Source organism: Phycicoccus sp. Root101 (assembly GCF_001426245.1).
GTDB lineage: Bacteria > Actinomycetota > Actinomycetes > Actinomycetales > Dermatophilaceae > Pedococcus.
The window spans coordinates 327,314-353,803 of record NZ_LMCM01000001.1 but is presented as its reverse complement, the minus strand read 5'-3'; the positions used below and the strand labels follow the sequence as shown (position 1 = coordinate 353,803).

Here is a 26,490-nt window from a genome sequence, read left to right as displayed (position 1 = left end):
CACGGACCAGGAACAGGAGAAACGTGGCCAAGGTCCGTGTAAGCGCGCTCGCCAAAGAGCTCGGCACCGACAGCAAGACGCTGATCGCCCACCTCAACAGCATCGGCGAGTACGTCAAGACCGCCAGCTCGACCATCGAGGCCCCCGTCGTCCGCAAGGCGACGGAGACCTTCCCGGAGGACAAGAAGTCCCCGGCCGCCAAGGCTGCACCGGCCAAGCCGGCTGCTGCCGCACCTGCCGCTCCGGCAGCCCCCACCCCGCCGGCCCCGGCGAAGCAGGCTCCTGCCGAGCCCGCCGCCCCGGCGGCACAGGCTGCTCCCGCAGCTCCCGCCGCACCGGCCCCGGCTGCCGCACCTGCTGCCCAGGCCCCCGCGCCGGCAGCTCCGGCCGCCAAGGCGACCCCCGCGGCTCCGGCCCCGGCGGCCCCCGCGGCCCCCGCGGCCCCCGCGGCGCCGGCTGCCAAGGCCGACGTGCAGTCCGCCCGCGACAGCGACAGGCAGGGTGGCGCCCCGTCGGCACCCCGCCCCGGCTCCGCGCCGCGCCCCGGTGGCCAGTCGTCCGCCCCCCGCCCGGGTGCCCCGCGCCCCGGCAACAACCCGTTCGCGCCCAGCCAGGGCATGCGCACCGGTCGTGACGGCGGCACTCGTGAGGGCGGCACCCGCGAGGGTGGCCCGCGCGAGTCCACGCGTCCCGGCAACAACCCGTTCGCCCCGTCGCAGGGCATGCCGCGCCCGCAGAGCCGCCCCGGCGGCGCTGGTGCTGCCGGCCCGCGTCCCGGCGGCACCGCCGGCCCGGGCGGACCCCGTCCCGGCGGTCCCCGTCCGAGCCCGGGCATGATGCCCGACCGCAGTGCGGTCGGTCGTCCCGGGGAGCGTCCCGCCCGTGGCGGCGCCCGTGGCCCCGGTGGTCCCGGTGCCGCTGGTCGTGGCCCCGGTGGTCCCGGTGCCGGTGCAGGTGGTGGCGGTTTCGCCGGTCGCCCCGGTGGCGGTGGCTTCCGCGGTGGCGCAGGTCGCGGCTCGACCGCGGGTGCGTTCGGTCGCGGTGGCGGTCGTCCGGTCCGTGGCCGCAAGTCCAAGCGTGCGAAGCGCCAGGAGTTCGAGCAGATGCAGGCGCCGTCGCTCGGTGGCGTCAGCGTGCCCCGCGGCAACGGCACGACCCTCATCCGGGTCCGTCGCGGCTCGTCGCTCAGCGACTTCGCCGACAAGATCAACGCCAACCCCGGCGCGCTGGTGACGGTGCTCTTCCACCTCGGCGAGATGGCCACGGCCACCCAGTCGCTGGACGAGGACACCTTCAAGCTGCTCGGTGTCGAGCTCGGCTACAACATCGAGGTCGTCTCCCCCGAGGAGGAGGAGAAGGAGCTCTTCGACGCCTTCAACATCGACCTGGAGACGGGTATCGAGGGTGAGGACGACGAGGACCTCGAGGCCCGTCCGCCGGTCGTGACCGTCATGGGTCACGTCGACCACGGAAAGACCCGCCTGCTCGACGCCATCCGCAACGAGGACGTCGCCGGTGGCGAGTCCGGTGGCATCACGCAGCACATCGGTGCCTACCAGGTGCACAAGATGCACGAGGGCGTCGACCGTCCGATCACCTTCATCGACACCCCGGGTCACGAGGCGTTCACCGCCATGCGTGCCCGTGGTGCGAAGGTCACCGACATCGCGATCCTCGTGGTCGCGGCCGACGACGGCGTGATGCCGCAGACCATCGAGGCGCTCAACCACGCCCAGGCTGCGGACGTCCCGATCGTGGTCGCGGTGAACAAGATCGACGTCGAGGGTGCGAACCCGTCCAAGGTCCGCCAGCAGCTCACCGAGTACAACCTGGTGGCCGAGGAGTACGGCGGCGAGACGATGTTCGTCGACGTGTCGGCCAAGGCCGGGCAGAACATCGACGCCCTCCTCGAGGCCGTCCTGCTCACCGCCGACGCCGCGCTCGACCTGCGCGCCAACGCCGACCGCGACGCCCGCGGTGTCGCGATCGAGGCCAACCTCGACCGTGGCCGTGGCGCCACGGCCACGGTGCTGGTCCAGGCCGGCACCCTGCACGTCGGTGACGCCATCGTCACGGGTTCGGCCTACGGCCGCGTCCGCGCGATGCTCGACGAGCACGGCAACAACCTCAAGGAGGCGGGTCCGTCCCGTCCCGTGCAGGTGCTCGGTCTGTCCTCGGTCCCGCGCGCCGGTGACACCTTCGTGGTGGCCCCGGACGACCGCACGGCCCGTCAGATCGCCGAGCGGCGCGAAGCTGCCGACCGCCAGGCCTCCCTGGCCAAGGCCCGCAAGCGCATCTCCCTCGAGGACCTCAACGAGGCGCTCGCGGCCGGCAAGGTCGAGACGCTCAACCTCATCCTCAAGGGCGACGTGTCCGGTTCTGTCGAGGCGCTCGAGGACGCGCTCCTGCAGATCGACGTGGGCGACGAGGTCGACCTGCGGATCATCGACCGCGGCGTCGGTGCGATCACGATGAACAACATCAACCTCGCGATGGCGTCCGACGCCATCATCATCGGCTACAACGTCCGGGCCGAGGGCCAGAACGCTGACTACGCCGAGCGCGAGGGCGTCGAGATCCGCTACTACTCGGTGATCTACCAGGCCATCGAGGAGATCGAGGCAGCGCTCAAGGGCATGCTCAAGCCGGAGTTCGAGGAGGTGGAGCTCGGCACCGCCGAGATCCGCGAGATCTTCCGCTCCAGCAAGTTCGGCAACATCGCCGGATCGATCGTCCGCAGCGGCGAGATCAAGCGCGGCACCCGCGCCCGGATCACCCGCAACGGCGTCGTCGTCTCTGAGAACGTCGAGATCGCCGGCCTGCGCCGGTTCAAGGACGACGTCACCGAGGTCCGCGAGGGCTTCGAGTGCGGTATCAACCTGGGGTCGTACAACGACCTCCAGCTCGGCGACCTCATCGCCACGTACGAGATGCGCGAGAAGCCGCGCGCCTGATCGTATGCAGCGTGAGCCGGGGGCGGCCCAACGGTCGCCCCCGGCCTCACTGGGCGACGGTGACGTCGCCCGCGGCTTCGCTGGATGACGGCGCTTGCACCTCTCACAAGCTCTCTCACGGTGCGGCGCGCCACCATCCAGCTTCGCCTCCGCCCCACCGATTCCCAGCAAGGAGACCGCTCGTGGCTGACACCGGACGCGCCCGCAAGATCGCCGACCGCATCAAGGTCCTCATCGCGGCCAACGTCGTGTCGATCGTCAAGGACCCCGACCTCGGTTTCATCACCATCACCGACGTCCGCGTCACCGGTGACCTCCAGCACGCATCGGTCTTCTACACCGTCTTCGGTGACGAGGCCCAGCGCGCGCGGACCGCGGCCCTGCTCGAGAAGAACAAGGGCCGGCTGCGCTCGTTCGTCGGCCAGCAGATCAAGATCCGCCTGACGCCGAGCCTGGACTTCTTCGCCGACGCCATCCCGGAGACCGCCTCGCACCTCGAGGAGCTGCTGCGCGAGGCCAAGGAGCGCGACGCCGCCGTGGCGGCCGCCGCTGCCGGTGCGACGTACGCGGGGGAGGCCGACCCGTACCGCAAGGACGAGGACGACGCTCCCGTGGGCGACGAGGCCGACAGCGACGACAGCGACACGGGCGGTCTGACCGAGGACGGCACGGCGTCGGATGCCCGCGCCTGACGGCCTCCTGGTCGTCGACAAGCCCGCCGGCTGGACCAGCCACGACGTCGTGGGCCGCGGCCGACGCCTGTGCGGCACCCGCAAGGTCGGTCACGCCGGGACCCTCGACCCGATGGCCACAGGCGTCCTCGTCCTCGGCATCGGCCGGGCGACCAAGCTGCTGACCTTCCTCGTCGGCTGCGACAAGGACTACACCGCCACCATCCGGCTCGGACAGGCCACGATCACCGACGACGCCGAGGGCGAGGTCACCACCTCGGCCGCGGCCGACGGCGTCACCCCGGAGGCGCTGGGGGCCGCGGTCGCCCAGCTCACGGGAGACATCCAGCAGGTGCCGAGCAGCGTCTCGGCCATCAAGGTCGACGGCCAGCGGTCCTACCACCGCGTCCGCGCCGGCGAGGACGTCCAGCTCCCCGCCCGACCGGCGACGGTCAGCCGGTTCGTGGTGGTCGCGACCCGTCCCGCCGACGCCGACGGCACACCCGTGCTCGACGTCGACGTGGAGGTGACGGTGAGCTCGGGCACCTATGTGCGCGCACTCGCCCGCGACCTCGGCGTCGCCCTCGGTGTCGGGGGCCACCTCACCGCCCTGCGCCGCACGCGCGTCGGGGCGTTCACCCTGGACCGGGCCCACACCCTGGAGGACCTCGGCCGGCTCGACTCGCCCGAGGAGGTGCCGGTCACGGTGCTCGCCGACGCTGCTCGCGCGCAGTTCGCCGTGCGCGAGCTGAGCGAGGAGCAGGCGCGCACGATCGGCTTCGGCCAGCGCATCGACTCCGCCGAGCCGGGCCGCACCGAGCCCGTGGCGGCCTTCGCCCCCGACGGCACCCTGGTCGCGATGCTCGATGAGTCCGGTCACAAAGCCAGGTCGCACGTCGTGTTCGCCCCCGCGGGTTCGTAGAGTGTCCTCCGTGCACCGCTGGACCGACCCCGCCCAGACCCCTGACTCGCTGCGACGCAGCGTGGCGACCTTCGGCAACTTCGACGGGGTCCACCTCGGTCACCGCGCCGTGCTGAGCCGGCTGGTCGAGGAGGGAACGCGCCGCGGCCTGCCGAGCGTGGCCGTCACCTTCGACCCCCACCCGGCCGAGATCTTCCACCCCGAGGGTGGGCTGGAGCTCATCGCCCCCGGCCGGCTGCGCGACGAGCTCCTCGCAGAGACCGGGCTCGACGGCCTGCTGGTGCTCGACTTCACCCGCGAGTTCGCCGAGCAGACCGCGGAGGAGTTCATCGTCCGCACGTTCGTCGACACCCTCGGTGTCGCCGCGCTCGTCGTCGGCGCCGACGCGCGTGGGTTCGGCCGCGGCTACACCGGCGACGTCGGCACCCTGCGCGAGCTCGGCGCCACCCACGGCTTCGACGTCGTCGTCCTCGACGACCTCGGCGAGGGGGAGCGCTGGTCGTCCTCGGCCGTGCGCCGCCACCTGGCGGCCGGTGAGGTCGCGGCCGCTGCCGGGATCCTCGGTCGACCGCACCGGATGACCGGCACGGTGGTCCACGGCGCGCACCGTGGCCGCGAGCTGGGGTACCCGACCGCGAACCTGTCCGACGACTCGCTGGGCCTCGTCCCTGCGGACGGCGTCTACGCCGGCTGGCTGACCCGCACCGGGCTGGCCACCCAGGACCCCGAGCGCACCCTGCCGTGCGCCGTCTCGGTCGGCACCAACCCGACCTTCGACGGCACCGTCCGCACCGTCGAGGCCTACGTCCTCGACCGCACCGACCTCGACCTCTACGACGAGCAGGTCACCGTGGAGTTCGTGGAGCACATCCGCCCGACGCTGCGCTTCGAGTCCATCGAAGAGCTGCTGGAGGCCATGGCCGGGGACATCGAGAAGTGCCGACAGGTCCTGGCCTCGATCGTCCCGTCCTGACCGCCTCCCGCCGGGGCGGGTTCTGGTCGAGGGCCAGCGGGGGAGCCTCGCTGTGGGCCCGCAGCGACTGGGGCCTGGTCATCGCCGCCCTAGGTCTGTCACTCGTGGGGGCCCTGCTCGTGTGGTCCGCGACCCGGCAGGAGGCCGGGGCGGCATACCTGGTCCGGCACCTGTTCACCACGGCGGTGGGCCTGACCATCGCGGCCCTGGTGACCCGGATGGGGCACCAGCTGCTGCGCGCGCTGGCCCCCCTGCTCTACCTCGTGTCGGTCGGGGGGCTGCTGCTCGTCCTCACCCCGGTGGGGTCGACGGTGAACGGGTCGCACTCGTGGATCCTGCTGCCGGGCGGGTTCTCCGTGCAGCCGTCGGAGTTCGCCAAGGCGGCGCTCTGCCTGGGCCTGGCCATCATCCTCGGTGAGCGCCTCGACCGCGGTGCCGAGCCGACCGTCCGCGACCTGCTCCTGGCGGTGGCCGTGGCCGCCGTCCCCGTGGGGCTCGTGCTGCTCCAACCCGACCTCGGCTCGGCCCTCGTCCTCGCGGCGCTGGCCCTGGGTGTGGTCGCCGTCGCCGGCACCCCGAAGCGGTGGCTGGCCCTGGCGGTCGGTCTGGTCGCGGCGGCGGTCGTGGTGGCGCTCACGACCCCCGTGCTCAGTGCCTACCAGCGCGACCGCCTGACCGCCTTCGTCGACCCCCAGGCCGACCCCCAGGGGATCGGGTACCAGACCCGTCAGGTGCGGATCGCGATCGGTTCGGGCGGCTGGCAGGGGCAGGGGCTGTTCGAGGGTCACCAGACCCAGGGTGGGTTCATCCCGTTCCAGCAGACCGACTTCGTGTTCTCCGTCGCGGGGGAGGAGCTCGGCTTCGTGGGGGCGGCCGGGCTGCTCGTGCTGCTCGGGTTCGTCGTCCTGCGCGCGGTCCTCGTGGCGACCCGTGCCCAGGACGCCTTCGGCCGGCTGATGGCGATCGGCGTGGCGACCTGGCTGCTCTTCCAGGTGTTCGAGAACGTCGGCATGAACCTCGGCCTCACCCCGGTCACCGGGTTGCCCCTGCCGTTCCTCTCGTATGGCGGTTCGTCCATGTTCGCCTGCTGGTTGGCGATCGGGCTGGTCAACAACGTGCACCTGTCCAGCCGCCCCCGGTGACCACTGGCCCGCAGTGGCCATTCGGGCACAATCGCGCCTGATCGGCCCCACTCGGTGAAGTGGCGTGGCACTATCCACGGCAACCCACCCCGCCGAGCCGAGGAAGGTCATGCCGACCAACACGCAGCACCGCACCACCGCCCTGGACGAGCACGTGAACACCGCCGTCATCGAGGGTCGCGCCCAGAGCGTCGCCCACCTGTTCCGTGACCGCGTCGCGAAGAGCCCGGATGCGGAGGCGTTCCGCTTCGCCGAGGGAGGGCGGACGCAGACGTGGAAGTCGGTGACCTGGACCGAGGTCCGCGAGCGTGCCTACCGCCTGGCCGCCGGGCTCATCGCCCTCGGTGTAAGCCCCGAGGACCGGGTCGCGATCGCCTCCTCCACCCGCTACGAGTGGGCCCTGACCGACCTCGCGGTCATGTGCGCCGGCGGTGCCACCACGACGATCTACCCCACGACGATCGCGCCCGACGTCTCGTACATCGCGGCGAACTCCGGCAGCCTGGTCGTCTTCGCCGAGGACGACGAGCAGGTGGCCAAGCTGCGCGACCGGCGGGTCGACATGCCGGACGTCGCCCGGGTGGTGACGTTCACCGGCACCCCGGACGGTGACTGGGTGATCGGTCTCGACGAGCTGGAGGAGATGGGTGTCGGGCTGCTCGCCACGAACCCCTCCGTCGTCGACGACCGCATCGACGCGCTGCACCCGGACCAGCTGGCCACGATCATCTACACCTCGGGTACCACCGGTCGCCCCAAGGGCGTGCGCCTCACCCACGACGCCTGGGTCTACGAGGCCGCCGCCGTGGACGCCATCGGCATCCTGCGCAGCGACGACCTGCAGTACCTCTGGCTGCCGCTGGCCCACGTCTTCGGCAAGGTCCTGCTGACGCTGCCGCTGCAGGTCGGCTTCCCGACCGCGATCGACGGTCGGGTCGACAAGATCGTCGACAACCTCGCCGTGGTGCAGCCGACGTTCATGGGTGCCGCCCCCCGGATCTTCGAGAAGGCCTACGGCCGGATCACGACGATGATGGCCAAGGAGGGTGGGCTCAAGGAGAAGCTGTTCGTCTGGTCGGTGAGCGTGGGGCGCGACGTCGCCGCCATGCGGGCCCGTGGGGAGAAGCCGACCGGCATGCTCGCGAGCAAGCTGGCGCTGGCCGACAAGCTGGTGCTGCACAAGGTGCGCAGCCGGTTCGGTGGGCGCATCCGGTTCTTCATCTCGGGGTCCGCGGCCCTCAACCACGACATCGCGAACTGGTTCGACTCGATCGGGCTGACCATCCTCGAGGGGTACGGGCTCACCGAGACGAGTGCCGCCTCCTTCGTGAACCGCCCGTCCTCCAACGAGATCGGCACCGTGGGCTGGGCCCTGCCCGGTACGGAGGCGAGGATCGCCGAGGACGGCGAGGTCCTGCTGCGCGGCCCCGGCGTCATGCAGGGCTACCACAACAAGCCCGACGAGACGGCGGAGACCAAGGACGCCGACGGCTGGCTGCACACCGGTGACATCGGGGAGCTCGACGACCGCGGCTACCTCAAGATCACCGACCGCAAGAAGGACTTCTTCAAGACCTCGAGCGGCAAGTACGTCGCGCCGTCGATGATCGAGTCGACCTTCAAGGGCATCTGCCCCTACGTCAGCCAGTTCATGGTCTACGGCGCCGACCACAACTTCGTCACCGCACTGGTCACGCTGGACCCCGAGGCCATCCAGGACTGGGCCGCCAACCACGGCGTCTCCGGGTCGTACCGGCAGATCGTGACGTCGAAGGAGGCGCACAACATGGTGCAGGTCTACGTCGACACCCTCAACGTGAACCTCAACCGCTGGGAGCAGATCAAGAAGTTCACGATCCTCGACCACGACCTGACGATCGAGGACGGCGACCTCACGCCCAGCCTGAAGCTGCGCCGCAAGGCGGTCAGCGAGAAGTACCAGACGGTGCTCGACGCGCACTACACCGGTTGAGCCCGCCCGTCCCTGCGAGGTAGGCCCCTCTGCCGACGCCCCGTCCACCCCTGGGTGGACGGGGCGTCGCGCGTGCACGGGCTGACCGGCGTGGCCCGACGCACGCCGCCCGGCGGTGGCGCTCTCAGCGGCTGGTGGGGGCGCGGTCCTCGACGAGCGGCACGAAGCGGTACCAGCCGTGCTCCTCGACGACCAGGTCCGCGCCGATGGCGCGCACACGGAGCATGCGGCCACGCACGGGGACGACGAGGACGCCTTCAGGGGCGAGCTGGGCGACGAGCTCGTGGGGCAGCCGGCTGGCCTGCGCCGACACGAGGATCCGGTTGTAGGGGCCCTCTGAGGGGCGTCCCAGGACACCGGGCGCGGCGGGCTCCACGCGCGCCCACGGCACGCCCGCGTCGGCCAGGTGTGCCGCACCCACGGTCACGAGGGCAGGCACCCGCTCCACGCCCACGACCGAGCCGGTCGGGCCGGTCAGGTGCGCCAGGAGGGCCGTGGTCCACCCCGAGCCGGAACCCACGTCGAGGACGGTGTCGCCCTCGTGGACGTCGAGGAGCTCGAGCACCTGGCGGACCGTGGTCGGCTGGCTGTTGGTCTGACCGTGACCGATGGGCAGCGGTGTGTCCTGCCCGGCACGGGCCACCTGGTCACGGGGCAGGAACCGGACCCGCGGCATCGCCTCCAGCGCAGCCGCGACGCGCTCGTGCGCGCTCGCCACCCCTCCAGTATGCGACGAGGTGGCTCGGTGCGGGTCGGCTCAGGTCACCGTCGGGCGGCGTGGTGGCTGGTCGGGCTCGGCCCGTCCGGCCCGGGGCCGATCGTGTGGGTCGCGAGCGCGACCACGAAGAGCAGGGCAAAGGCTGCCACCAGCCGGACCGTCGAGGCGCGCATGGGCGACAGGTTAGGTTCCGGCGCTGAGAAGACCCTGAGACCGGTGCGACGCCGGACGCGGCCCCGGAACCCACCTCCTCAGCCGGTCGCGCCCTCGGCCAGCGCGGCGAACGTCCGCAGCTGCTTGCGCATCATGACCAGGTCGCCCCAGTCGAGGGCCACCCCACTGACCCGCCGAAGGGCCGAGTGCCGCGGTGCGCAGTGCATGACGCCCACGATGCGGCTGCCTCCGCCGGGAGCCGGCCACACGGCATACGTGGCCCGCACGTCTCCGAACGCGGACGTGGCGCGCCCCGTGCGCATCGTCATCGTGAGGCTCTGACCGGGGACGAAGGACTCGAGCCTGAACACCGTCGCCACGACCTGCCCGGGGCGCAGCTCGGTGAGCGCCGGGTCGAGGGTGCGCGGGCTCCGGCGACCGAGGTTGTCGACCCAGTCGTAGGAGTAGGGCGCGACCCGCATCATGCACAGCCAGGGCCAGACGGCCTCCGGGGGCGCCGAGGAGGACACCCCGCGCATCAGCCGCACCCAGCCCGGCCCGGTGCCCTCGTCGCACGGCAGCGGGGTGGCCCACTCCTGCTCCGTCACACCCCAGGCGCGGGGGAGGCCGGGGAGGGGACCGGGGGTCGGGGGCGGTGCCATGCCCCCGAGTCTCGTCGTTTTCGGTGGTGGCGGCCTGCGCGGTTACCCTTGTCACACCATGACCGACACCCCAGGCACCTCAGTCTTCGCCCGCCTCGAGCCGCTGCTCGAGCAGGTCAGCAAGCCCATCCAGTACGTCGGGGGCGAGCTGAACTCCACCGTCAAGGACTGGGACTGCGGCGGCTTCGGGCCCGGCGGCGAAGCCCTGACCACGCGCTGGGCCCTCATGTACCCCGACGCGTACGAGGTCGGGGTGCCCAACCAGGGCGTCATGATCCTGTACGAGGTGCTCAACGAGCGGACGGACGCCCTCGCCGAGCGCACGTATGCCGTGTGGCCGGACCTCGAGGCCCTCATGCGTGAGCAGGGCGTGCCCCAGTTCACCGTGGACGCCCACCGCAGCATCCGCGACTTCGACGTGCTGGGCATGTCGTTCTCGACCGAGCTCGGCTACACCAACATGCTCACGGCACTCGACCTCGCGGGCATCCCCCTGCACGCGGTCGACCGCACCGACGAGGACCCGCTGGTCATCGCCGGCGGCCATGCCGCGTTCAACCCCGAGCCGATCGCCGACTTCGTCGACGCCGCCATCGTCGGTGACGGCGAGGAGGCGGTGCTCGCGGTCACCGACCTGATCGGCGCCTGGAAGGCGCAGGGTATGCCGGGTGGTCGCCGGGAGCTGCTGCTGCGCCTGGCCCGGACCGGCGGTGTGTACGTCCCGTCTCTGTACGACGTGTCCTACCTGCCCGACGGCCGCATCCAGCGCGTCGCCCCGTCCGCCGACGCGACCGGTGTCCCGTGGCGGGTGTCGAAGCACACCGTCATGGACCTCGACGCGTGGCCCTACCCGAAGCAGCCGCTCGTGCCGCTCGCGGAGTCGGTCCACGAGCGCATGTCCGTCGAGATCTTCCGGGGGTGCACCCGCGGTTGCCGCTTCTGCCAGGCCGGCATGATCACGCGTCCGGTGCGGGAGCGAAGCATCACCGGCATCGGCGAGATGGTGGAGCGCGGGCTGGCGGCGACGGGGTTCGAGGAGGTCGGCCTGCTGTCGTTGAGCTCGGCGGACCACTCCGAGATCGCGGACATCACCAAGGGCCTGGCCGACCGCTACGACGGCACCCAGACGGGCCTGTCGCTGCCCTCGACCCGGGTCGACGCGTTCAACATCGACCTCGCGAACGAGCTGACCCGCAACGGTCGCCGCTCCGGCCTCACCTTCGCCCCCGAGGGCGGCAGCGAGCGGATCCGCAAGGTGATCAACAAGATGGTGTCCGAAGAGGACCTCATCAGCACCGTCGCCGCCGCGTACGGCGCGGGGTGGCGACAGGTGAAGCTCTACTTCATGTGCGGCCTCCCGACCGAGACCGACGAGGACGTGCTCCAGATCGCGGAGCTCGCCAAGAAGGTCATCGAGACCGGTCGCCAGGTCAGCGGTCGTCGCGACATCCGCTGCACCGTCTCGATCGGTGGGTTCGTGCCCAAGCCGCACACGCCGTTCCAGTGGTGCGGTCAGCTCGGCGCCGAGGAGACCGACGCCCGACTGGCCAAGCTGCGCGAGGCGATCCGGTCCGACCGCCGCTACGGCTCGTCGATCGGATTCCGTTACCACGACGGCAAGCCCGGCATCGTCGAAGGACTGCTGTCCCGTGGTGACCGGCGCGTCGGCAAGGTCATCGAGCAGGTGTGGCGCGACGGTGGCCGGTTCGACGGGTGGAGCGAGCACTTCTCCTACGAGCGCTGGATGACCGCCGCGGAGAGCGCCCTCGCGGACCTGCCCGTCGACGTCGCCTGGTACACCACCCGCGACCGCGGTGAGTCCGAGGTGCTGCCCTGGGACCACATCGACTCGGGGCTCGACAAGGAGTGGCTCTGGGCCGACTGGCAGGACGCCCTCGACGAGACCGAGGTGGACGACTGCCGCTGGACCCCGTGCTTCGACTGCGGTGTCTGCCCCCAGATGGGCACCGACATCGAGGTCGGGCCGACCGGCAAGACCCTGCTGCCGCTCACCGTCCTGGGTTCGGGACGTCAGGCCATGCTGGAGTCGCACACGCACTGAGTCGCTGCAACGGCACGCCTCCCCGGACACATGGGGAGGCGTGCCGTTGCGTCAGCTCAGCTGCCCAGCCGCTCAGCCGCTCGGCCACTGACGGCAGGTCGGCGTCGCGGGTGCCGCGGGCAGGTACTGGAGCCACTCCTTGGTGCCGAGGTTGCGGCCGGCGGCGGCGCAGGCAGCATCCGAGAGACTGCCGGCCCGCAGCGGGACGGTGACGCTGGACAGCCGCCCGTCGACCCGGTCCAGCAGGACGAGGTCGCCGTTCCTGTAGGCGACGGCGTCGTGGCACCCGAGGGTGGCGTCCACGGTCGACAGGTCACCCGTGGCGTAGAGGCGGCCACCTGCCGCGATGAAAGCCCCGCCTGGGTCAGCGATCGGCACGGCTCCTTCGCCACAGCCTTTGGCAAGGACCTCTCCGGTTACCGCCCAGGAGGAGGTGGACCATGTCACCAGCCGTCGTGGAGTGCGCATCACCAGTTTCGTGCCATCGGGAGTGAAGGTCAGTTGTGGCGCGAATGCCGCCGCTATCTCGTCAGAGCCCAGACGGGCGGTAAACAAGGTTGCTCCCGTCGTGACATCCCGAACGACGACCTCCGCCAAGATGCCGACGGTCGCGGGCGTGGTGACGGTCCTGATGTACGCGATGTTCGCACCACCGTCACGTACGGCGAGCCATGACCGGCTGTCCGGAGATGTGGCCGGCCCGATCTCCGCGTCTGGCGTCTGCACGACCTGAGTGGAGGCGAGGGAGGGGCCTGAGCGGACGGTGGTGACGCCATTGGCGAGACTCGCGAGGGACGTACCGCCGGAGGAGACCACCGTCATGGGTGCGAGTTCGAGGTCCCAGGTCTGTCCGGTTCGAGGATCAATCAAGGCACTAAATGCAGTGTCATTCTGGGCGACTCCGTTGAGCCGCCCGACGAGCAAGGCGGGGTCGTGTCCAGGCACTGACACCTGTCCGACGAGCTTTGCCGTACCTTGCACCGCGGCGCGCACGCTCGCGCCGGTCGTGAGGTCGGTCACCGTGGTGTGATCGCCAGTTGTCGACACCATCCACCAAGAATCCGCGGTGACGCCGAAGTCTTCTGACGCGGCAACCGCAGGTATCGCCGCAGAAGGTCGCTTTGTCCCGGGGTCGACCTTCATCACTCGGCCCCCAGTTGTCATGGCGTACCAGGTGCTTCCGCTGCCGGCTGCTGTCACGGTTGCCACCATCGCCGGTGCCGCGACCTCGGGTTCGGCGCCACCACTCAGCCCTGTCAGTGGCACTCGAGTACCGCTGCAGAGGAGGTCATGTGGGGACACCCGCACCACACACGGCCCATGCAGATCGAGGCGCGGCTCGACATACGGGCGGATGGCACCGTGAAAGGGCAGGTGCACGAGGGTGGCACTGTCCGCGAGAACGGCCCACGTCTCAGGTGCTTCAACGATGATGTCGCTGACCCTGGTCCCGTCAAGCGGCCAAGAGCGAATGTTGTTCGGTGTCGTGAGCGGGACAACGACGAGAGTCTCAGGTAGACCCAAATCAGTGCACACCGCCACGAGGTTGAACCGTGCTGCGTCAAAACTCACAGTGCCGCCGCCGGAGCAGACTGAGCCCGACGATGACCAGCTCAGACGTCCTTCCTGGTCGAACAGGGCCACGCTGCCGTCCACCAGGAGCGCCCCGATCAGGCCGGTCGGCTCGTCGCGATCTGCGGCTTGCACGGGACTGGGGAGGCCGTCCTTGGTCAGCAGCACCACCCCCGTGGGAAGTCCGTCCGTCACAGAAAGCCGCAGCACGAGATAACCCGACCCGGTGACTGCGAGCACCTCGCTGCTGTCGTGCGAGAACCGAGGGGCGATGGTGGGGCTGGCGCCAACGAGCGGCGTCGTCTTGGCACCGCGGCTGTCCCCCACCATCCATGTCAAGGTGTTCGTGTCGCCAACCCCATAGAGGAAGTGATGCCCGTCGGGAGCGAAGGGACTGGCATCGTCGGCTTGTTCGTAGGCGCCGGTGTAGCCCAGCGACGTGCGGAGCCGTCCCGCCCATGTTGCCAGCACCGTTGCGCGGTTCAGGTCGACCGCCACGATGGTGGGGTGTGAGTCTGCGGACTCGGTGTCAGTCTGGACAAGTGCGGTCCGACGGTCTGGGGAAAGTTGGACGTCTACCGGCGCGAAGCCAAGGGACCGGGTGGGGACATCCAGCAATGCCGACCCGGTTCCGCTGTCCCACACACGGACCACTGTGAGGTCCGCCGTGACGCCAATCAACCGCGTGCCCGTTGAGTCGAATCCATGCAAGGCGACTTGCCGGGCGAACGCAGGGATGGGCGGTGGGCCCTGGCCTGGCGGCGGTGGGGGTGGGGGTAGCGGCGCGTCGAAGGGCGAAGCGGACGTCAGAGAGAAGCTGGCGCGCGGGGCCGGGGCGGCGCCTGTCGACGTACTCAGGGCGACGGGGGCATTGCTGGGACTCCTCAGATCCCACACCAGCGCCTGCTCCGGGGCCGCGCCCCCGGTAGCGACGTGGTTGGCTCCGGCGACGAGGTCACCGCCACTGTCCGGGCCAGGGAGGTATGTCACCATGCGAAGCCGAGACTGCTCGAGTGCGAGGCTGGCGCGGGCGGCCAGTTGCTGAGCGGGGGTAGTCATTGCCTGTGCCTTGAGGATCATGGCGACGTCGTGTTGTCCTCGCGCCTCGCGCGCGAGTCCGCCTGCGAGCAGGCTTCCGCTGCTGATTTCTGCGTTGGCCGCCTCGATCGCCGACTTCGCCTGCAAGATCTCGGCTTGTCGCTCCTCCAGCGAAGTCTTTTGCGCGATGAGCAGTTGCGCCTGTATCGCCAGCTTGTCGGCGGCAGCCTGCGCCTTCTGCTGCGCCTTGCGCGCCTCGTCCGCCCTCTGCACGGCGACAGCGGCGAACGCAGCCGCGTTGCTGCGCTGCCGGTTCGCCTCTGTCGCCGCGGCGTCCGCCCGTGTCGCTGCCTCCTCGGCCAGGACGGTCTGCCGCTCTGCCTCGGTGCGACGCGCCACCGCCTCGGCTGCGCTCTGCGCTGCCTGACCACGCTGGTCGTCCGCGATGCCGCGCTGCCGCTGCGCCTCTGCAGCAGCGGCATCGGCTTCGCTCTTGCGCTTGATGGCGAGCCGCGCAGAGGCCTCGGCCTCCGACTTGCGTTGCAGGGCAAGCTTGGCCGAGGCCTCCGCCTCCGCCTGGCGGGTCAGTGCGAGGTCTGCGGCATCGAGGGCGCGCTGCTGTGCCTGCTCTGCGGTGAGTCGCGCGGAGACGGCCAGGGTTTCGTTGCGTTGCGCCGAACCGGACTGGACGTACGCCACGACGGCCGCGGTGCTCGCGAGGAGGAGCAGGGCGACGAGGGAGGCGACGGCGGCGCCGGCGAGGCGACGGGTCCGTCGGTACTGTCGCACGTCCTCGCCCGTGAGGTCGTCCTTGGTGACGCCGTGCACGGGGGCCGCGACCTCGGCGACCTGCTCGCGGAACCGGGGGTGGCGCAGGTCGAGCAGTGCCGCGGGTTCCGCTGCGGCCCAACGCATGTCGACGTGGCGTGGCTCCTCGGTGAAGGCGTGGAGCAGGGACGGGGGTACCGAGTCGGAGCTCTCGTCGAAGGTGTTGCGCACCGGGTCCCAGGCCCAGGTGCCGCCGGTGACGACGGCGAGGATGCGGTTCGCGTCGTGGTCCCGGAGCCACTGCTCGACCTCGCGGTCGACCCAGACGGATCGGGCCGCCTCGGGCGAGGCGAGGAGGACGAGCCACTGCGACTCGGCCATGGCTGCCGAGATCGAGGTCCACAGGCCGGGGTTGGCCGACAGCCCGGTCTCGTCGCGGAACACGCGCAGTGCAGACCTGCGGTGCCACGGTCGCGCGAGGGACTGCAGACCCCGTTGGAGCTGCGCGGCCAGCTCTGCATCCGCGGAGTGGGCGTAGGAGATGAAGACGTCGTACGGACCCATCACGGGTCACCTCCGCAGGGACGGAGCGGACCAAGGGGTCCGCGACCTGAGCCGCATGCTAGACCCGTCCGATCAGGCTTTCCTCTGGTTCCCGGATACTGCTCTGCCCGCCGTCGGGAGCGAGACAATCACCGGGTGACGATCGAGTCCCTGATGGCTGACGGGAACTACCTCGCGGCCTACGACGAGGCGCGATTGCTTCTGAACAAAGGGGATTCGGCACTCCGGACCCGATACCTCGCTGTTCTCGCCCTGGCGCGCTCGGGTGCGCTCACTCAGGCCCGGTCGGCTGCGGAAGACCTCCTGGACGTCGACGTCCTCACCGTCCCCGACCGCGGCCTCGGGCTCGACATCGACGCCCTCCGGGCCCGCCTGGCGAAGGATCTCGCCTTCGAGGCGACGGGTGCCGACCGTCCGCAGCTGCTCGCCGATGCAGCCCGTGCCTACGAAGCGGTGCACCGACGGTGGGACGACGCGTACCCAGCCGCCAACGCGGCCACCTTGTGGACCTTGGCCGGTGAGCGGCCGCGTGCCGCCGAGCTCGCCCGCTCCGCCCTGCCCTCCGTCGGCGAGCCCTGGGAGGACTACTGGGCCGCCGTGACGTGCGCCGAGCTGGCCCTCGTCATCGGCGACCTCGGCCTCGCCCACCGCGCCGTCGTCGCTGCTGCGGTCATGGGCCCGCACGACTATGCCTCCCGCGCCGCCACGCGCCGCCAGCTGGCGCGGCTCTGCGCGCACCTCGGGCTGGAGGCGGACGTCCTCGCCCCCTTGCGCAACCCTGCCGTCGCCCACGCCACGGGGCACCTGCCCGTCGCAGGTGATGGCCGGGGGAGGTTCCCGAGGGCCGCAGAAGGCGCCGCCACGGCGGAGGTCGCGCGCGTCCTCGAGCGCGAGGGGGTGAGGGTGGCCTTCGGCTCGCTGGCAGCCGGCGCCGACATCCTCGTCGCCGAGCAGCTGGCGGCTCGTGGGGGCGCCTACAACGTCGTCCTGCCCTTCCCGGAGGAGGCCTTCGTCCGCGCCTCCGTCGCACCGTTCGGCCAGGACTGGGTCGAACGGTTCCGTGCCTGCCTCGCCGCGGCGAGGAGCGTGACCGTCGTCAACGACGCCCTGCACGGGGAGGAGGACGTGCTCTTCCGGTTCGGCTCGCGGGTCGCGATGGGTATGGTGCGGTTGCGCGCCCAGGCGATGGAGGCGCCGGCCGTCCAGGTCGCCGTGTGGGACGGCGTCGCCGGGGAGACGGGGGTGGCGGCCGACGTCGCCGACTGGGAGGCCGTCCGGGGCCGGAGCGTCGTCGTCGACAGCGGCGGCACCGGTGAGGCGGTCGGACGCGAGCCTCCGTCCGGCCGACGTGAGGTCCGCGCCATGCTGTTCTGCGACGTGGCAGGGTTCAGCGGCCTGCCCGACGAGGTCATCCCGCTGTTCATGGACGTGGTGATGGGCGGCCTGGGGAAGGTGCTCGAGGGGTTCGGCGACGTCGTGCTCGCCCGTCAGACATGGGGCGACGCGGTCCACGTCGTCATGCGTGACACGGCCTCGGCCGCCCGCTGCGCTCTGCGGTGGCAGGAGAGCGTGGCCGAGACCACCGCAGGTTCCCCCCTGCTCGCGTCGGTGAGCGGCCTGCGCATCAGCGGGCACGTCGGGCCCGTGCACCCGGGCCGCGACCGCATCCGGGACGAGGACGCCTTCTTCGGGGCCGCCGTCGTCCGGGCCGCGCGCATCGAGCCCCGGACCCCTGTCGGCCAGACCTACGTCACCGAACAGTTCGCGGCCCTGCTCGCGCTCGAGGCGCCTGAGCTGCGGTGCGACTACGTCGGGATCGCCCCGACGGCCAAGGACTACGGCGCGCTGCACCTCTACCACCTGCGGGCGGCAGGGGCTGCGTCACCAGGCTGACAGGCGGTGTGTCAGCGCGCGGACAGAGGGGAGGGGTGGCCCGGGGCCATCCTCAGGACATCAGCCTCCCGCAGCTCCTGAAAGGACCCGCAGCCATGAACACCAAGATCCTCACCGCCGCCTCACCCCGAGTCATCGCCCGCCTGGTTGCCGCCTTCGCAGCTGCCGTGGCCGTCACCTTCGCGGTCGGCGCCCCGTCGCAGGCCTACACCGTCGCCAGCCGGAGCAACGTCCCGGTGATGCCGACGATCTACCAGGTCCAGGGTGCGCACTACAACACCGGTTCGGCAGTCACGGGCCCGATGTGGCACCAGTGGGTCTACCAGCCCGGCGCCACGGTCCAGCGCACCGCGTCCGGCAACCAGACGGTCCAGGTCACCTACACGACCCAGCGCTACTACTCGACCGGCTGGTCCACGATCAGCACGAACCGCGGCTCGGTCACCATCCCCTCCGCCCAGGTCTCGGCGACGCTGCCGGCGCTGTCGATCCTCCCCTCGCAGGGCTCCGGGTACTACCGCGTCCTCTCCAGCATCGTCTGGACCTCCGCCATCGGCGCCGTCCAGAGCAGCCTGTCCGTGAACATGACCGACTCTGGCGACTACCGGTGCGTGACCAGCCGGCCCTGCACCGCCGGTGCCGGCTGGGTCTACCTCGGCTGACCCGGTCGTCGACAGGGGGAGCGTGGGGCGGGTGCGACGGCACCCGTCCCACGCTCCTTGGCGCGTGCCCGGTGGACGTCCTGCGCATGGGGCGTCCACCCCGGTGCTGAACCGGTGTGCAGCGTCAGGCGCCGGCGCGGCGGCGCAGACCGGCCACGTCGCGCACCTCGATCCGTCCCCGGGACAGGACGACCAGCCCGGCTGCGGCGAACGACTGCAGTGCCTGGTTCAGGGTGGGGCGCGTGGTCCCTGCGAGGTCGGCGATCTCGTCCTGCGTCAGCGGGATGACCACCGGGCCGTCGGCTCCGTACGCCCTGGTGAGGTCGGCGAGCGCGCGGGCGACCCGCCGGTTGGCGCTGGCGTAGCGCGAGTCCAGCAGCTGCTGGCCGAGCCGCTCCACCCGTTGTGCCAGCAGCTCGAGCAGCATGTCGTCGACGGCGGGGTGGCGGGCGCGGAGGTCGTGGAAGTCCTGCTGTCCCAGGGCCAGCGTCTCGACGTCCTCCAGTGCCTCGAGGGTCGCCGTGCGGCGGTGCGGACGGTTCAGCAGGGCGAGCTCACCGACGGCGTCACCGGGTCCGACGACGGCCAGGGTCGCCCGGTCACCACCCGGAGTGGTCACCCGCACGGCGAGCCGACCGGATCGCACCAGGTGCAGGGTGTCGCCGGGATCGCCCTCGTGCCAGACGATCTCGTGGCGTCGATAGTGGCGCCGTCGACCGCACGCCAGCACTGCTTCGCGCTCTGCGGGCTCAAGGCCGGCGAGCAGGGTCCACTCCATCCCGTCAGTGTGCTGCAACTGGGCACCACATCGGTGACATTTGTCATCGGGACAGGGCGCGTTCGCAGTGTCGAATGGGACTTGCCCGGAGACCGGTCACCATCTGGTCGAGGGGCAGGCGTGGTGCACGCGGTCGTCTCCTCCTGACCGCTCACGCGTCGGCGAGACGGCCCCTTCACCGCCTCGCCGGTGAGTGCCTCGGAACGCTCGTGCGGAGAGCTCTGAGGACAGCCGCCCGCTCACCCAGGCTCTCGAGCCGGGGGGAGCGGGCGGCATACGTCTTTCCGGGGTGCGGCCTCAGGTCATGGACTCCCGCGGCATCGCGCTCGCGAACCACGGGGCGTGCAGGTCGAGGTAGCGGACGTCCGACATGGCCGCCATCTGCGACTCCCACTCCCTCCGCGCGTCCTCCGGCATCTCCCGGCCCTCGCCGGCCCGCGCCTCCTCCTCGCTGCGGAACGCGACGGTCTCGGTGAACCAGCCGTCGGGCTCCATGGCGATCGTGCCGCCGATGATCTCGGGCCGCTGCTCGTGCAGCACGTCCATCGGCTGCTCCATGAAGCTGCGGAACCGCATGGGGTCGGCCACCCGCCCCTGGATGACCTGGACGAACCCCGCGTCGTCGGATCCGCCGTCGAGGAACATCACCGCGTCGTCGCAGTCGTGGAACGTCACCTCGCCGTCGAAGCACGCCCGCATGCGCTCGAACCACTCGCCCTGCTCGGGGCGGGTGGAGTTCCTCGCCGCTGCCTCCCGGCTCTCGAACCGCACGACGCCGACGAACTCGCCGTCGTCGGTGATGCCGTAGGTCCCGCCGAGCCAGCCCTGGGCCATCGGGCCCATCGTCTCGCGCCACTCGTCGTTCAGCCGGTGCACCTGCTCGGCGTCACGACACCTTCCCTGGATGATCTGGATGAACACCTCTCAACCCTCCGCTTCTCTCGCAGGGGCCGCTTCGTGCCGAAGTGGTCCACCTCCCGAAGTTACGCCGGGGCTGCCACGCGGTCACCGGACATTCCGGGCCGTGCGCCGAACGGTCCCGCGGAAGGGACGCGGGCCTCAGTCGAAGAGGGCGCCGACCACCTCACGGAAGACGCTGGTGTGCCGGTCCACGTCGGCGCGGGAGGTCTCGGGGCACATCAGCGCCATGTTGTGGAACGGCGTCATCAGCACGCCGCGGTTGCACAGGGCCAGGTGCAGGTAGGCGTCGAGCTCGTCGTCGGCGGCGGCCGCGGACTCCTCACCGGTGCGCGGGGCCGGCCGAGTGAACCGGTACTCCGCACGGGCCCCGAGCTGGGCGACCGACCACGGCACGTCGAGCTCGTCGAAGGTCGCCTGCACGCCCGCGGTGAACTCCGTCGCCAGCTCGACCATGTGGGCGAAGGCCTCCTCGGTCAGCACCTCGCCGAGGGTCGCCCGCATCGCCGCCGTCGACAGCGCGTTGCCGGCCAGCGTGCCGCCGACGCCACCCACGTCGACGATGTCGGCATCGCCCGCGTCGGTGTGGCGTGTCACCGCGGCGGCCACCTCGCGGCTGATGCCGTAGGCCCCGCAGGGGATCCCGCCGCCGATGGACTTGCCGATGACGAAGATGTCTGGCTCGAGGCCCCACTCGCGGGTCGCGCCGCCCCAGCCGGCCGAGAAGGTGTGGGTCTCGTCGATCATCAGCAGGGCGCCGTGCTCGGTCGCGAGCTCCCGCAGGCGCGGGAGGAAGCCGTCCTCGGGCAGCACGATCCCGATGTTGGTCAGCGCGGGCTCGGTGAGGATGGCGGCGACGTCGCCGTGGGCCAGCGCTGCCTCGACGGACTCGAGGTCGTTCCACGTCGCCACGCGGGTGGTGAGGCTCAGGTCGACCGGCGGCGCCACGTTGCCCGGACGGCTCTGCGCCTTGCCCTCGGGCCCCGGGAGCGCGAACGCCTCGTCCACCGACCCGTGGTAGCAGTACGCGAACACGAGCACCTTGGGCTTGCCCGTCGCGAGGCGGGCGAGCCGGATGGCCCAGCGGTTCGCGTCGGTGGCCGACAGGGTGAAGCTCCACAGCGGCATACCGAACCGTCGCTCGAGCTCGGCACCCACCCACTGGGCGTCGCCGGTGGGGAGCATGGTCGTGATGCCGCCCAGCTCGCCGGCCCGCTGCTGCACCGCGGCGACGGTGGGCCTGGGGGAGTGGCCGGCCATGGCGCCGGTGTCCCCGAGCGCGAAGTCGACGTACGTGTGGCCGTCGACGTCGGTGACCCGGTTCCCGGTCGCGTGGTCGAGGTAGAGGGGGAAGCCGCCCGTCCACATGTTCATCCAGGTCATCGGCACCCGGCCGAAGAGGTTGTCCGCCTGCTCGAAGAGCTCGCGGCTGCGCGGGTGGTCCTTCGTGTATGCCGCCTGCTCGGCGGCGAGGAGGGAGGCCAGTCGCGAGCGGTCCAGGGTTGCCATGGCCCAACGCTAGAGGTGGGGTGGGCAGTGCTGCAGGGGAGTGCGGATTCCGTAGGGGGCGGGTGCCGCCCCTAGGCTTGCCGACCATGGCTCGACAGCGCGTACCCGAAGGCCCGCCCCCCGCCCCGGCGGTGATGAAGCTGCGGATCCGGTACGCCAAGCGTGGTCGCCTGCGGTTCTCCTCCACCCGTGACTTCCAGCGCGCCCTGGAGCGGGCGCTGCGTCGTGCCGGGGTGCCGATGGCCTTCTCCGCCGGGTTCCACCCGCACCCGAAGGTCAGCTACGCGAACGCCGCGCCCACGGGGACGGCGAGCGAGGCCGAGTACTTCGAGATCTCGGTGACCGAGCGCGTGGACACGGAGTCGCTGCGGGCCGCGCTCGACGAGGCGCTGCCGGACGGCCTCGACGTGCTCGAGGTGGTCGAGGCGGCCCCCGGGTCCCTGGCCGACCGGCTGCAGGCGAGCGACTGGGTGATCGAGTTCCGTGGGGTCCCTGTCGAGGAGGTGCGAGCGGCGGCCGACGAGCTCCTCGCGCGCGAGGTGGTCGAGGTCAGCCGGACGTTCAAGACCGGTCCGCGGACCTTCGACGTGAGATCTGCCGTCGTGTCGCTGGACGTCAGCGCCTCTGAGGAGGCCGACTGTGCGATACTGCGGGTGGTCGTACGGCACACCACACCGGCTGTACGCCCCGACGACGTCCTGACCGCGCTGCGAGCAGTAACGGAGCTGGCACCACCGACACCACCCCTGGTGACCCGACTGGCGCAAGGCCCGCTGCACTCCGCAACCGCTGGGGTGGCTGATCCACTGGCTGCCGACGAGGACGACGACGGCGCCTGACCCGGTGCCGCGCGACCTGCGCGAGCCTCGTCTGGCGTAAGACCACTGACTTCCGTGTCGACAGCACCCGTTGCCGACACGACTGCACGAACCGCGCACCACGTGGCTGATCGGAAGGCCCTCGGGACCTTCGGGTGTGGCCCTCACCTCGTGGGTGACGGAAGGACGCCGACATGGCCTCCACGGAAGACCAGTTCCCCACCACCGAAGGCACCGACGGCTCGGCCGAGGCAGCTGCTGCTCCGGTCGACGCACCGCCGGCCAAGGCTCCGGCCCGCAAGCGCGCGCCGCGCCGGGCCACGAAGAAGACGTCCGCCCCGGCTCCCGCCGACGCTCCGACCGACGGTGGGCCCGCAGAGCCGAGCGCAGGCGCCCCCGTGGCCGTCGAGCCCGCTGCGATCGAGGTCGTGACCACCGACGCGGCTGCGACGAACGAGGCCACCGACCTCCCCGCTGCGGCTGCCGAGGCCCCGGTGAGGAAGACGGCCAGGAAGGCCGCCGCCAAGAAGACCGCGAAGAAGGCGGTCGCCAAGCGCACCTCGAAGAAGGCCGCCGCCGCACCCGCCGAGACCGGTGCCGCCGTCCTCGACGAGGAGGCCTTTGCGCTCGCGCCCGAGGCCCCGCTGGCCGACGTCGTGGCTCCTGCTCCCACGGACGACGTGCTTCCCGCCGTGTCCGAGGACGCCGGCGAGCTCGACACGGACGAGGAGGCCGAGGCCGCCGCCGAGCAGGCAGCCGCCGAGAGCGCAGCCGCCGAGCAGGCAGCCGCCGAGAGCGCGGCGAACGTCCCCAGCTTCGGGCTGCTCTTCCAGGCGCCCGACCCCGCCAAGGCCGCCCCGCGCCGCCGCCGGGCCAGCGCCGCCGCCGGTGCGCCCGCGCCGGCCGCCGCACCCCCGGCGACCCAGTCCACCCCGCCCGCCACGTCAGGATCCACGCCGGAGACCGGTGGGACCGAGCCGACCTCCGAGGTCGTGCCCGCCGCCGACGCCCAGCAGGAAGAGACCTCGCAGGACGACGCCCCGTCCGAGCAGCAGGCGAGCGGCTCCCGACGTGGCCGAGGACGCGGTCGTGGCCGTGGCTCCCGCGGTGGCGCGACCGCCGAGTCCACCGACGCCTCGCGTCGCGACGACGAGGCGCCCGCCGACCAGGCCGACTCCATCGACTCCGACTCCGACGTCGACTCCGACTCCGACGCCGACTCGGACGAGGGCAGCCCCTCCGAGGGCGGCCGTCGCCGTCGTCGTCGTGGCGGCAAGGGCCGTGGGCGTGGTCGTGGCCAGTCCGACACCGACCCGACCGACTCCTCGGAGTCCTCCGGCTCCTCCGACTCGTCCGACGAGGACGGCGACGACACCTCGTCGACCGGCCCGGACGCCGAGGACGAGCAGGGCGACGGCGAGAGCACCTCGAGCCGTCGTCGTCGGCGCCGCCGCCGCAGCGGATCCTCCGCCGAGGGGGACGACCCGCCCGGCACCGTGACCCGGGTGCGCGAGGCCCGCCGCCAGAGCGACGAGCCGCAGAGCGTCAAGGGCTCGACCCGGCTCGAGGCCAAGAAGCAGCGTCGCCGCGAGGGCCGTGAGGCCGGTCGCCGCCGCACGATCATCACCGAGGCCGAGTTCCTCGCCCGCCGCGAGAGCGTCGAGCGGGTCATGGTCGTCCGTGAGCGTGAGGGCCGCACCCAGATCGGTGTGCTCGAGGACGACGTCCTGGTCGAGCACTACGTCTCCCGCGAGACCAACGTGTCGATGGCCGGCAACATCTACCTCGGTCGCGTCCAGAACGTGCTGCCCTCCATGGAGGCGGCGTTCGTCGACATCGGCAAGGGCCGCAACGCCGTGCTCTACGCCGGTGAGGTCAACTGGGACGCCGCGGGCCTGGACAACAACGCGCCCAAGCGCATCGAGAACGCCCTCAAGTCGGGCGACTCGGTGCTCGTGCAGGTCACCAAGGACCCGATCGGCCACAAGGGCGCCCGCCTGACCAGCCAGATCTCGCTGCCCGGCCGCTACCTGGTCTACGTGCCCGAGGGCAGCATGACCGGCATCTCCCGCAAGCTCCCCGACACCGAGCGCGCCCGTCTCAAGGGCATCCTCAAGGAGGTCGTCCCGGACCGGGCCGGCGTCATCGTCCGCACCGCGGCCGAGGGGGCGAGCGAGGAAGAGCTGCGTGCCGACGTCGAGCGCCTCACCAAGACGTGGGAGAAGATCAAGGCCAAGGCCGACTCCAAGTCCGGTGGCAAGGGCAAGGGCAGCGCCCCCGTCCTCGTCCACGGCGAGCCGGACCTGACCGTCCGCGTCATCCGCGACGTCTTCAACGAGGACTTCACGTCCCTCGTCGTGGCGGGCGACCAGGCGTACGGCGAGGTCAGCGAGTACCTCGGCGACGTCGCGCCCGACCTGGCCGAGCGCCTGCACAAGTGGACCTCCGAGGAGGACCTCTTCACGCACTACCGCGTCGACGAGCAGATCGCCAAGGCGATGGACCGCAAGGTCTGGCTGCCGTCGGGTGGCTCCCTCGTGATCGACCGCACCGAGGCGATGACGGTCGTCGACGTCAACACCGGAAAGTTCGTCGGGTCCGGGGGCAACCTCGAGGAGACGGTCACCAAGAACAACATCGAGGCGGCCGAGGAGATCGTGCGCCAGCTCCGGCTGCGCGACATCGGCGGCATCATCGTCATCGACTTCATCGACATGGTGCTCGAGAGCAACCGCGACCTCGTGGTCCGGCGCCTGCTCGAGTGCCTCGGCCGCGACCGCACCAAGCACCAGGTCGCGGAGGTCACCTCGCTGGGCCTGGTGCAGATGACGCGCAAGCGCGTCGGGTCCGGCCTCATCGAGGTCTTCTCGGAGAACTGCGAGCACTGCGGCGGGCGCGGGATCATCGTCCACGCCGACCCGGTGGACCGGTCCGGCGGTGGCGGCGACAACGGCGGTTCGTCCGGCCAGTCCCAGCGCAGCGGCCAGACCGGCCCAGCCGGCGGCGGCAGCACGCGCGGCCGCCGTGGTGCCCGGTCGGGCTCGGACGCCCCCGCAGCCCAGGGCCCCCGTGGTGGAGCGTCGCAGGGTGGTCAGGAGAGCAGCAGCCCCGCCCACGGCGGACCCACCCCGGCCCAGATCGCCGCAGCCGCCCACGCCGCCGCCCTGAAGTCGGCGGGGGAGCACCACGACGAGGAGGCGCTCCTGGCCGTGCCGGCCCAGGACGAGCCGGTCGTCGAGGTGCACGAGGCCGCCGACCAGGAGTCGGTGGACCAGCAGTCGGTCCACGCCACCCCGGAGGCCGAGGTCTCCGAGGACACCCAGGACACGCAGGGCAGCGACGACACCGAGGTGGCGCAGGACGCCGAGGTCTCCGAGACACCTGCACCGGCGCCCGAGGCCCAGGCCGAGGTCGAGTCCGCCCCCGCCCCTGAGCCGGACGAGGCAGCCGCCCCGGTCGCGGGACCGGTCGCCGGACCCGCCACCGAACCCACCCCGGAAGCTGCCCCTGCGGCAGCGCCCAAGAAGCGCCGTCGTGGTCGCGTCGTGGCCCCGGCCGGGCCGCCGCGCGCGGTCGAGGCCGAGTCCGGGGCGTCCGACTCCTGATCGCCGCTGGTCAGCCCTGCCGAGCCAGTTTGGTCGGCAGGGCAACCACCCGGTATTCTCAACCCTCGGTGCGCCCACCGCTCTGATGTCCGCAACGAACGCGGGTAGCTATCGGACGGTCCAGACAGAGAGCGCG

18 protein-coding genes are annotated in these 26,490 nt (G+C 71.5%); 11 read left to right on the top strand and 7 right to left on the bottom strand.

From position 1 onward, the window contains the following. The first annotated feature begins 23 nt into the window (after positions 1-23). The 6 genes from infB to ASC58_RS01540 all read left to right on the top strand — a co-directional run bounded on the left by infB (position 24) and on the right by ASC58_RS01540 (position 8,634). A complete protein-coding gene (gene infB, locus ASC58_RS01565; RefSeq protein ID WP_056918165.1) occupies positions 24-2,954 on the top strand; it encodes a translation initiation factor IF-2 in 2,931 nt (976 codons plus the stop codon). 182 nt (positions 2,955-3,136) lie between these two features. Beyond that, a complete protein-coding gene (gene rbfA / locus ASC58_RS01560) occupies positions 3,137-3,646 on the top strand; it encodes a 30S ribosome-binding factor RbfA (protein WP_056915070.1) in 510 nt (169 codons plus the stop codon). After that, a complete protein-coding gene (gene truB / locus ASC58_RS01555; RefSeq protein ID WP_056915069.1) occupies positions 3,633-4,547 on the top strand; it encodes a tRNA pseudouridine(55) synthase TruB in 915 nt (304 codons plus the stop codon). Before rbfA ends, truB begins: the two co-directional genes overlap by 14 nt. 10 nt (positions 4,548-4,557) lie before the next feature. Further along, the gene (locus tag ASC58_RS01550) at positions 4,558-5,520 is read left to right on the top strand and encodes a bifunctional riboflavin kinase/FAD synthetase (protein ID WP_056918439.1); all 963 of its coding nucleotides are present in this window, start codon (positions 4,558-4,560) and stop codon (positions 5,518-5,520) included. Then, positions 5,484-6,662: a rod shape-determining protein RodA gene (rodA, locus tag ASC58_RS01545; RefSeq protein ID WP_082552833.1), complete on the top strand. Its 1,179-nt coding sequence runs from the start codon at positions 5,484-5,486 to the stop codon at positions 6,660-6,662. Before ASC58_RS01550 ends, rodA begins: the two co-directional genes overlap by 37 nt. 109 nt (positions 6,663-6,771) lie before the next feature. Beyond that, the gene (locus ASC58_RS01540) at positions 6,772-8,634 is read left to right on the top strand and encodes a long-chain fatty acid--CoA ligase (protein ID WP_056918164.1); all 1,863 of its coding nucleotides are present in this window, start codon (positions 6,772-6,774) and stop codon (positions 8,632-8,634) included. Positions 8,635-8,758: 124 nt separating this feature from the next. Here ASC58_RS01540 and ASC58_RS01535 read toward each other — a convergent pair whose 3' ends face one another. The 3 genes from ASC58_RS01535 to ASC58_RS01530 form a co-directional block, all read right to left on the bottom strand. Then, positions 8,759-9,352, bottom strand: a complete 594-nt coding sequence (locus ASC58_RS01535) for a protein-L-isoaspartate O-methyltransferase (RefSeq protein WP_255353203.1) — start codon at positions 9,350-9,352, stop codon at positions 8,759-8,761. A gap of 44 nt (positions 9,353-9,396) precedes the next feature. Next, positions 9,397-9,525: a hypothetical protein gene (locus ASC58_RS21770; protein WP_255353202.1), complete on the bottom strand. Its 129-nt coding sequence runs from the start codon at positions 9,523-9,525 to the stop codon at positions 9,397-9,399. A gap of 78 nt (positions 9,526-9,603) precedes the next feature. After that, positions 9,604-10,167 (bottom strand): hypothetical protein, encoded by a 564-nt coding sequence (locus ASC58_RS01530; protein WP_056918163.1) that lies wholly within the window; start codon positions 10,165-10,167, stop codon positions 9,604-9,606. A gap of 58 nt (positions 10,168-10,225) precedes the next feature. Here ASC58_RS01530 and ASC58_RS01525 point away from each other — a divergent pair, with 58 nt between their 5' ends. Then, positions 10,226-12,229, top strand: a complete 2,004-nt coding sequence (locus ASC58_RS01525; RefSeq protein WP_056918162.1) for a TIGR03960 family B12-binding radical SAM protein — start codon at positions 10,226-10,228, stop codon at positions 12,227-12,229. Positions 12,230-12,301: 72 nt separating this feature from the next. Here ASC58_RS01525 and ASC58_RS01520 read toward each other — a convergent pair whose 3' ends face one another. Further along, positions 12,302-16,171, bottom strand: coding sequence for a TIR domain-containing protein (locus ASC58_RS01520; protein WP_157598329.1), 3,870 nt, complete (start codon positions 16,169-16,171; stop codon positions 12,302-12,304). Between the two features lie 135 nt (positions 16,172-16,306). Between ASC58_RS01520 and ASC58_RS01515 the strand changes: the two genes are divergently transcribed. Beyond that, positions 16,307-18,064: a tetratricopeptide repeat-containing protein gene (locus ASC58_RS01515; protein WP_056918160.1), complete on the top strand. Its 1,758-nt coding sequence runs from the start codon at positions 16,307-16,309 to the stop codon at positions 18,062-18,064. A gap of 95 nt (positions 18,065-18,159) precedes the next feature. After that, positions 18,160-18,726 (top strand): hypothetical protein, encoded by a 567-nt coding sequence (locus ASC58_RS01510; protein WP_056918159.1) that lies wholly within the window; start codon positions 18,160-18,162, stop codon positions 18,724-18,726. 124 nt (positions 18,727-18,850) lie between these two features. Here the strand turns inward: ASC58_RS01510 and ASC58_RS01505 are convergent, their stop codons facing one another. The 3 genes from ASC58_RS01505 to ASC58_RS01495 all read right to left on the bottom strand — a co-directional run bounded on the left by ASC58_RS01505 (position 18,851) and on the right by ASC58_RS01495 (position 21,931). Then, a complete protein-coding gene (locus tag ASC58_RS01505) occupies positions 18,851-19,504 on the bottom strand; it encodes a Crp/Fnr family transcriptional regulator (RefSeq protein WP_056915062.1) in 654 nt (217 codons plus the stop codon). 297 nt (positions 19,505-19,801) lie between these two features. After that, a complete protein-coding gene (locus ASC58_RS01500) occupies positions 19,802-20,425 on the bottom strand; it encodes a hypothetical protein (protein ID WP_056915061.1) in 624 nt (207 codons plus the stop codon). A 138-nt stretch (positions 20,426-20,563) separates the two neighbouring features. Next, positions 20,564-21,931, bottom strand: coding sequence for a transaminase (locus tag ASC58_RS01495; RefSeq protein WP_056915060.1), 1,368 nt, complete (start codon positions 21,929-21,931; stop codon positions 20,564-20,566). Between the two features lie 86 nt (positions 21,932-22,017). On the opposite strand from ASC58_RS01495, the gene ASC58_RS01490 reads away from it, so the two are divergent. Beyond that, a complete protein-coding gene (locus ASC58_RS01490; protein WP_082552832.1) occupies positions 22,018-22,770 on the top strand; it encodes a TIGR03936 family radical SAM-associated protein in 753 nt (250 codons plus the stop codon). Between the two features lie 173 nt (positions 22,771-22,943). After that, on the top strand, positions 22,944-26,354 hold the full coding sequence (locus ASC58_RS01485) for an Rne/Rng family ribonuclease (RefSeq protein WP_082552831.1): 3,411 nt from the start codon (positions 22,944-22,946) through the stop codon (positions 26,352-26,354). The last annotated feature ends 136 nt before the right edge of the window (positions 26,355-26,490 follow it).